Annotated in this window: 1 pseudogene; it reads left to right on the forward strand. The window is 58.4% G+C overall.

The features are described from left to right. Positions 1-527, forward strand: a pseudogene (locus PUZ33_RS25145) (IS4 family transposase); the annotation flags it as partial.

Consider the following 527-nt stretch of genomic DNA (forward strand, 5'->3'; position numbering starts at 1 on the left):
AAACGGCGCCTTCCTCTGGAAATGATGGTCTGGTGCATTGTCGGTATGGCCCTTGAGCGCAAGGAGCCGCTTCATCAGATCGTTAACCGGCTGGATATCATGTTACCCGGTAATCGTCCGTTCGTTGCGCCCAGTGCCGTGATCTAGGCCCGCCAGCGACTGGGAAGCGAAGCCGTCCGCCGTGTGTTCACGCAAACAGCGCAGCTCTGGCATAAGGCCACGCCGCATCCGCACTGGTGTGGCCTGACCCTGCTGGCCATCGATGGTGTGTTCTGGCGAACACCGGGCACACCGGAAAACGACAGCGCCTTTCCCCGCCAGACGCATGGCGGAAACCCGGCCCTCTACCCGCAGGTTAAAATGGTCTGTCAGATGGAGCTGACCAGCCATCTGCTGACGGCAGCGGCCTTCGGCACGATGAAAAACAGTGAAAATGAGCTCGCAGAACAACTGATAGGGCAGACCGGCGATAACACCCTGACGTTAATGGATAAAGGCTATTACTCGCTGGGGCTGCTGAATGCATG

Origin of the sequence: Enterobacter cloacae complex sp. 2022EL-00981, from assembly GCF_028737495.1 — a bacterium.
Lineage (GTDB): Bacteria > Pseudomonadota > Gammaproteobacteria > Enterobacterales > Enterobacteriaceae > Enterobacter > Enterobacter cloacae.